The 7,097-nt window shown below is 59.5% G+C and carries 7 protein-coding genes; 2 read left to right on the forward strand and 5 right to left on the reverse strand.

Going from position 1 to position 7,097, the window contains the following annotated elements:
• Positions 1 to 362: 362 nt before the first annotated feature.
• The 5 genes from ISG32_RS27275 to ISG32_RS27295 all read right to left on the reverse strand — a co-directional run bounded on the left by ISG32_RS27275 (position 363) and on the right by ISG32_RS27295 (position 3,257).
• Positions 363 to 1,232 carry a delta-class carbonic anhydrase gene (locus ISG32_RS27275; RefSeq protein WP_194774130.1) on the reverse strand — a complete coding sequence of 290 codons (870 nt, stop codon included), beginning with the start codon at positions 1,230 to 1,232 and terminating at the stop codon, positions 363 to 365.
• 102 nt (positions 1,233 to 1,334) lie between these two features.
• Positions 1,335 to 1,889 carry an aminoglycoside N-acetyltransferase AAC(6')-Ib' gene (locus ISG32_RS27280; protein WP_014454105.1) on the reverse strand — a complete coding sequence of 185 codons (555 nt, stop codon included), beginning with the start codon at positions 1,887 to 1,889 and terminating at the stop codon, positions 1,335 to 1,337.
• 50 nt (positions 1,890 to 1,939) lie between these two features.
• A complete protein-coding gene (locus ISG32_RS27285) occupies positions 1,940 to 2,374 on the reverse strand; it encodes an SRPBCC family protein (protein ID WP_194774131.1) in 435 nt (144 codons plus the stop codon).
• A 323-nt stretch (positions 2,375 to 2,697) separates the two neighbouring features.
• The gene (locus ISG32_RS27290; RefSeq protein ID WP_012585366.1) at positions 2,698 to 2,982 is read right to left on the reverse strand and encodes a type II toxin-antitoxin system RelE/ParE family toxin; all 285 of its coding nucleotides are present in this window, start codon (positions 2,980 to 2,982) and stop codon (positions 2,698 to 2,700) included.
• The gene (locus ISG32_RS27295; RefSeq protein WP_012585367.1) at positions 2,979 to 3,257 is read right to left on the reverse strand and encodes a hypothetical protein; all 279 of its coding nucleotides are present in this window, start codon (positions 3,255 to 3,257) and stop codon (positions 2,979 to 2,981) included. The genes ISG32_RS27290 and ISG32_RS27295 overlap by 4 nt, the downstream gene beginning before the upstream one ends.
• Before the next feature lie 238 nt (positions 3,258 to 3,495).
• On the opposite strand from ISG32_RS27295, the gene ISG32_RS27300 reads away from it, so the two are divergent.
• Both ISG32_RS27300 and ISG32_RS27305 read left to right on the forward strand, forming a co-directional pair.
• Positions 3,496 to 4,086: a recombinase family protein gene (locus tag ISG32_RS27300; protein WP_020651377.1), complete on the forward strand. Its 591-nt coding sequence runs from the start codon at positions 3,496 to 3,498 to the stop codon at positions 4,084 to 4,086.
• A 4-nt stretch (positions 4,087 to 4,090) separates the two neighbouring features.
• Positions 4,091 to 7,057, forward strand: coding sequence for a Tn3 family transposase (locus tag ISG32_RS27305; RefSeq protein WP_012585369.1), 2,967 nt, complete (start codon positions 4,091 to 4,093; stop codon positions 7,055 to 7,057).
• Positions 7,058 to 7,097 lie beyond the last annotated feature (40 nt).

Here is a 7,097-nt window from a genome sequence, read left to right on the forward strand (position 1 = left end):
GGGGTAGATCAAGCAGTCGTGTCACCAGCCGCCATTTCGATCACGGCAATGGCAGCCGGGCGTTCACGTTCAAATTGTTCCGGTCTGGATGAGGCCGACTGACGTCTCGGATGGCGCGTGACATACGAGCGCTGTGACTCCTGCAGGGGCGACTCAACAGCCTGACCGGACGGCGAGCATCGGCCCTTCTCACGTATTCGTCATGTCAGCTTTGACGCTGCGCACGCGACGGCACCCGACCCGTTGCTGCCGTTCAGCTTTGATGGAAGCTGCCAGTCAACGTCAGCCTTCAGCGGTGCAGGAGCGACAGCGACTGCATCCGCTGGAAGGCATTGTTAGCGTTTTCTAAAGCTAAGCTTCGATCAGTGCCCAATCCGAGAGAGCAACTTCGGGTTTTTGACCAGATTCCTTACGCCGTGAGCGTGATCTTCTTTGAAGACATTGCCTTCGCACCATTTACCCACCGAGGCAATACTGACCTTGGCAACTTTAGGGCGAACACTCCATGTAACCTGGAAAGGCGAGCCTTGCTCATTGTAACTAGGGCCGGTAGTAGAACCTGAATATTGAATTGGATTTCCAGTATTACTTGGAATGCCCAAGGCTTGCTGCAATCCGTTCTTCTCGCCATGGGCGGTCAGCTTCTTGAAGTCCAACGCATTAGAATCGTTCACCAGAACATAGACCTGAGTTTCAACGCGCAACTGCGGGTTCTTAATGGCTTCGCTCAGACATGCTCCAAGGGTTGGGCCGGGTTTGATCTGAGCTGATGAATGGACGTAATGAACTTCGATGGTATCGCCTGACTGGAGGCCGCCGTGCTTGCTCGAACAAACCTCGTGATCAAGCGGCATTTGTTCGGCTTTGGAAAGGGTGCCGGTGTATTTGAAACCAGACTGATAACCGTGCCCGTCACCGTTACCAGCGTACTTGGTGAATTCACCGCCTTTGTGTTCGGCATTTTTGTGGAAATGTATGTTGCACAAGTTCATTTCGGTGTGTGCCGGTGCTATACCAAACGAAACTGTGTTGTTGCCGGCAGCGGAGTCGATATCTCGTGGAGCTTGCGGGCCAAAGCCTTTTCCTGCGGTGTTTTTCTCCAGATTCGCTCGTTGATGTACCACCACTTCGTCAGATACCTGGTCATGCGTCGCATGCTCATGATGTTCGACTGTTGCACAGCTGGTCATTAGAAATGAGCCTGCTACTAGTATGAATACTTTTGCTTGCATGAAAACCTCTTTTATTGATTGAGTTAATAATTTATTCGCTAACGTTTGACATGAGGGGCGGCCAAGGGCGCCAGCCCTTGGACGTCCCCCTCGATGGAAGGGTTAGGCAACACTGCGTGTTCGCTCGAATGCCTGGCGTGTTTGAACCATGTACACGGCTGGACCATCTGGGGTGGTTACGGTACCTTGCCTCTCAAACCCCGCTTTCTCGTAGCATCGGATCGCTCGCAAGTTGCTCGGCGACGGGTCCGTTTGGATCTTGGTGACCTCGGGATCATTGAACAGCAACTCAACCAGAGCTCGAACCAGCTTGGTTCCCAAGCCTTTGCCCAGTTGTGATGCATTCGCCAGTGACTGGTCTATTCCGCGTACTCCTGGATCGGTTTCTTCTTCCCACCATCCGTCCCCGCTTCCAAGAGCAACGTACGACTGGGCATACCCAATCGGCTCTCCATTCAGCATTGCAATGTATGGAGTGACGGACTCTTGCGCTAAAACGCTTGGCAAGTACTGTTCCTGTACGTCAGCAAGTGTCGGGCGTGCTTCTTCTCCGCCCCACCACTCGACGATATGAGATCGATTTAGCCACTCATAGAGCATCGCAAGGTCATGCTCAGTCATGAGGCGCAGTGTGACGGAATCGTTGCTGTTGGTCACGATGCTGTACTTTGTGATGCCTAACGCCTGAATTAAGCCGCGTAGCGAAGCTACGTCGGCTTGAATGAATTGTTAGCCTGCTCTGCGGCTTGCTTGAGCCCTGCCATGGTTTGAGGCAAGCCTTTACGAATTGAGCCTCCAATGAGGCGTGAAAAAATTGGCGAAAATAGACCAGAGAAAGTAATGCGATGAATCGCTTTTGTGCCTGTAGATGTTGCGGAAAGTTCATGCTCGAAGCGCATGACGCATAAGGGCAACTTACTTTCAACCGTGAAAGACTTGTCAATGACAATTTCCGTGAAGGAAATTCGTGCCTCTGGGCCGCTTGACGGCTTTAGGCGCCCAGTGGCTCCTGAAGTGAACGCTCCTTCTATGGACGAGGAGCGTACATCAGGATCCCATGAGGACCATGATGAAACGTCAGCGTAAAGCGCGAAGACCGTCTCAGCCGGCGCCTGAATTTCAATGCTTTCTTCAAATTTCATAAGAACTTCCTAAGCAGGCTAACTTTGTTTTAGGGCGACAGTTCTGCCGCATAACATTGGGATGCCGGATAACATGTTCTGCAACCTCCTGTTTAGAAGAAGAAATATCGCGCAATGCAAGATAACAACGCAGGTAAAGCAGCAGCCCGCATGGTGTGTGGTCTGATCGACTCCGGACACAGGCGTTTAGCATATCCTCCCGCCGCAATGACCGCTATCCGGATCGATTGATGACCGGCCGCATATGGCCGCCTGCCGCCGACCGCGGTCTGGCTCGAAAGCAGTCAGTCAACGCGCCGTTTCATCGTTGCCATGATTGTTTCTTAATCGCGCACAGGCGGCCACAGGCGGGCCGTGTGAACCAGCGTCAGTATCCACGCCGTTTCGCCGTCGATCTGGTACACCAGGCGATAGCTTTCATGCGGGATCAACTCGCGGGTGCCAGGAACGATTCCCGGCTTGCCCAACATGGGGTGCTGGGTCAACCGGGCGGCCGCATCGCTGAAAATCTCATCCATCCGGGCCGCCGCGCGCGGATTGTCGGCTGCGATGTAGTCCCACACATCGGCACGGTCTTGCTGCGCTTCGGGCGTCCAAACAACTCTCACGACTGCCTCGCCACACTGGCACGCCGTGCGGCGAATTCGGCCTCAACTTCATCGTTCGATCGCCCCAATCCAGCGCGCATTGAAGCCCGGCCGGCCTCGACCTTGCGGCGCAGGAACTCGTCGTACTCGCGCGACTTGCGCTGGCTCTGAATGAACTCGCGCATCAACTCGCGCAGGACTTGCGACGCCGGGCGATGGGCCGCTTCGGCTTCGGCCATGAACTCGGCGCGCAACTCGGGCTCCAGCTTCATCGTGAAAACGGCTTGTTTTGACATGATCGGGGCCTCCTGCCACTTAATACTAACAAAGTATATACGTCGTCTTTACTAAGCGCTACTCACAGAACACTGCAAGGCGGGCCTGCGCTATGCCAAGACCTGTCGGAAAACATTTGATTGTCGACAGATCTTCAACAGCCCTCTGCACCAAGCTCCGAGTGGCCGCAAAATTGTGCGGAAAACTGTGTCGCCAGACGCTACCATGCGGAAACCGCGTCTTGATGGTTTTCCGCTTATGTTAGTAGGTTACATGCGCGTGTCGTCAGATTCCGACCGGCAGAGCACGGACTTGCAGCGCGACGCGCTGCTCGCCGCCGGCGTCGATCCGCGTCACCTGTTCGAGGATTACGCCTCCGGCGCGAAGGACGACCGCGCCGGCTTGGTGCAGGCGCTCGAATTCGTCAGGCCCGGCGACGTACTGGTCGTGTGGAAGCTCGACCGGCTCGGCCGATCGCTGTCGCACCTACTCACCATCGTGACCTCGCTCAAGGACAAGCGGGTGGCGTTCCGCTCGCTGACGGAGAATCTGGACACCACCACGCCATCGGGCGAGTTTCTATTCCAGGTGTTCGGCGCGCTCGCGCAGTACGAGCGCGCCTTGATCCAGGAGCGTGTCGTTGCCGGCCTGGCTGCTGCCCGCAAACGTGGCCGGATCGGTGGGCGGCCGCAGGCAATCACCGGCGAGAAGCTGGATGCCATTATCGCCGCGCTCGAAGGTGGCATGTCCAAGGCAGCCGTGTGCCGCAACTTCGGCGTGAAGCGGACCACCTTGATCGAAACTCTGACGCGGGCCGGCTGGCCCGCGTCAGTGCCCCCAGGAGCGTAGCGGTATGGCGGACGGCGGCGGCAGTAAGGAAGATCAGTGGGTATTGGCGCCAGCCGAACGCGAACTGGTGATGACCAAAAACCGGGCGAACCGGTTGGGCTTTGCCATCCTGCTGACCTTCTTCCGCGATCGCGGCCGTTTTCCGCGCGACGAAACCGAAGTCGAGGTACAGGGCATAGCCGCGCTCGCCAAACAACTCGACGCACCCGCGCCCATCGATGGCGAAGCCTTCCTCACGGGCCGCACTGCCGAGCGGCTGCGCGGCGAAATCCGCGTGCGTTTCGGCTTCCGCGAAGCGACGGTAGCCGATGCCGAGATGCTGACGGAGTGGCTGCGTGATCATGTTGCCGGAGAAGTTGGCGGTGACATTGAGCCGATGATCGAGCGGCTGGAAGGACGTTGCCGCGAACTCGCCATCGAGCCGCCGAAACCAGACCGGATGGAGCGCATCGCGCGCAGTGCGTTGCGCTCCCACGAAGACCGCTTCCATAGCTGCGTGTATGGGCGGCTGCCGCCCGCGACTCGCGAACGCCTGGATGCCTTGCTGCGCCCAGAAGAATCGGGCCACGGGGAGAGCGCCGTTGAAGATGCTCAAGGCGAAGCCGCAGGCAACGCGCCGGCCGTCTTGCTGAAACTGCGCGGCAGTCCCGGCCGCCCAAGCCTTGCCAGCATGCAGGATGAGTTGGCGAAGCTCGAACTGATCCGGGGGATCGAGCTGTCTGCCGATCTGTTCGACCGGACTTCGCCGCGTGACCTGGAGCGCTGCCGCCAGCGTGTGTCGGTCGAGGTTCCCCGCGACCTGCGCCGACATCCCGATGCAGCGCGCCTCACCTGGCTGGCCGCTTTCGTCCACCTGCGCGCCCGCAGCCTGACCGACGACCTGGTGGACTTGCTGATCGAGACCATCCACCAGATCGGCGCGCGTGCCGAACGCAAGGTCGAACGCGAACTGCTGGAGGACCTCAAGCGCGTGTCCGGCAAGCAGAACCTGCTGTTCAATCTGGCCGACGCCACCTTGGCCCAGCCGGACGGCGTGGTGCGCGACGTGGTGTTTCCAGTGGTCGGCGAGCAGACGCTGCGCGATCTGGTCAAGGAGTGGAAGGCCACCGGCCCGACCTACCGCATCACGCTGCGCACTGTGATCCGCAATTCGTACCAGGGCCACTACCGGCGCATAGTACCGACCTTGCTGGCCGCGCTGGTATTCCGCTCCAACAACGACCGCCACCGCCCGGTGATGGACGCGCTCGACCTGGTGAAGCGCTTTGCCGACACCAAGGTGCATACCTTCCCAGCCGACATCGAGGTGCCGCTCGATGGCGTGGTACGTGGCCTGTGGCGAGAAGCCGTCATGGAGACGGACGCCGCCGGCCGGGATCGGGTCAACCGCGTCACCTATGAAATCGCCGTGCTGGAAGCCCTGCGCGAGCGGCTGCGCTGCAAGGAAATCTGGGTGGTCGGCGCGAACCGCTACCGCAACCCCGACGACGATCTGCCGGCTGACTTCGAGCAAAACCGCGAGGACTACTACCGGGCGCTGAACCTGCCTCTCGATGTGGAGCGCTTCATCGCCGACTTGCAGGCCGAAATGCGCGCGGCGCTGTCCACCTTCGACGCTGGCTTGAAGAAGAATCCATCCGTCCGGCTGAGCAGCAAGGGCGGTGGCTGGATCACGCTGACGCCGCTCGATGCGCAACCCGATCCCCCCAATCTGACCGCGCTAAAGGCCGAACTCAATGTCCTCTGGCCGATGACCAGCCTGCTCGATATGGTCAAGGAAACCGATCTGCGGTTGAGCTTTACCGATGCCCTGAAAAGCCCGACCTCCTACGAGTCGATGGATCGCTCGGTGTTGCAGCCGCGCCTGCTCCTGTGTCTGCACGGCCTGGGCACCAATGCTGGCTTGCAGCGCATGGCCGGGCTGGATTCCGGCACCACGGCGCGCGACCTGGCCTATGTGCGCCGCCGTTACATCAGCGTGGACGCGATGCGCCGCGCGATTGCCATCGTCGCAGACGGCACGCTGCAAGCCCGCAACCCGGCGATCTGGGGTAGCGGCACCACCGCTTGCGCGTCGGACTCGAAACACTTCGGCGCGTGGGATCAGAACCTCACCACGCAATGGCACGTCCGCTACGGCGGGCGCGGCGTGATGATCTACTGGCATGTCGAGCGCAGCTCGCTGTGCATCCATTCGCAGCTCAAGTCGCCGTCGTCGTCGGAGGTGGCGTCGATGATCGAGGGCGTGATCCACCATTGCACCGAGATGGAGGTGGATCGGCAGTATGTCGATTCGCACGGCCAGAGCACGGTGGCGTTCGCCTTCTGCCGCCTGCTGGGCTTCCAGTTGCTGCCACGGCTGAAGGCCATCCACTCACAGAAGCTGTACCGGCCAGAGACCGGCAAGGCCGACGCCTACGCGAACCTGCAACAGATTCTGACCAAGCCCATCGACTGGGACTCGGTGCGGCAACAGTACGACCAGATGGTCAAGTACGCTACCGCGCTGCGCCTGGGGACAGCGGACACCGAAGCCATCCTGCGCCGCTTCACCAAGAAGAACGTGCAGCACCCGACCTACAAGGCATTCGCTGAGTTGGGCAAGGCGATCAAGACTATCTTCCTGTGCCGCTACCTGCACGACGAGGCGTTGCGCCGGGAAATCAACGAGGGGCTGAACGTAGTCGAGCAGTGGAACGGCGCGACCGACTTCGTGTTCTTCGCCCGCCGGGGCGAGATGGCGAGCAACCGCCGCGAGGATCACGAGGTCAGCATGCTCGCGCTGCACTTGATCCAGAACTGTATGGTCTACATCAACACGCTGATGATCCAGAAGGTCTTGGCCCTGCCGCATTGGCAGGGCAGGTTCACACCACGCGACTACGCCGCCCTGACGCCGCTGATCTGGGAACACGTCAACCCGTATGGTCGGTTCGATCTCGATATGAACACCCGGCTCGACCTACCGTGATCGAAATGGCGGCTGGTGACACGACTGCTTGCTCTACCCC

This window comes from Diaphorobacter caeni (genome assembly GCF_015354245.1).
Lineage (GTDB): Bacteria > Pseudomonadota > Gammaproteobacteria > Burkholderiales > Burkholderiaceae_C > Diaphorobacter_A > Diaphorobacter_A caeni.

Excerpts from the sequence above, each read along its gene's own strand:
- ISG32_RS27275 (WP_194774130.1), bottom strand. The coding sequence starts at position 1,232 with ATGCAAGCAAAAGTATTCATACTAGTAGCAGGCTCATTTCTAATGACC.
- ISG32_RS27285 (WP_194774131.1), bottom strand. The coding sequence starts at position 2,374 with ATGAAATTTGAAGAAAGCATTGAAATTCAGGCGCCGGCTGAGACGGTC.
- ISG32_RS27295 (WP_012585367.1), bottom strand. The coding sequence starts at position 3,257 with ATGTCAAAACAAGCCGTTTTCACGATGAAGCTGGAGCCCGAGTTGCGC.
- ISG32_RS27300 (WP_020651377.1), top strand. The coding sequence starts at position 3,496 with ATGTTAGTAGGTTACATGCGCGTGTCGTCAGATTCCGACCGGCAGAGC.
- ISG32_RS27305 (WP_012585369.1), top strand. The coding sequence starts at position 4,091 with ATGGCGGACGGCGGCGGCAGTAAGGAAGATCAGTGGGTATTGGCGCCA.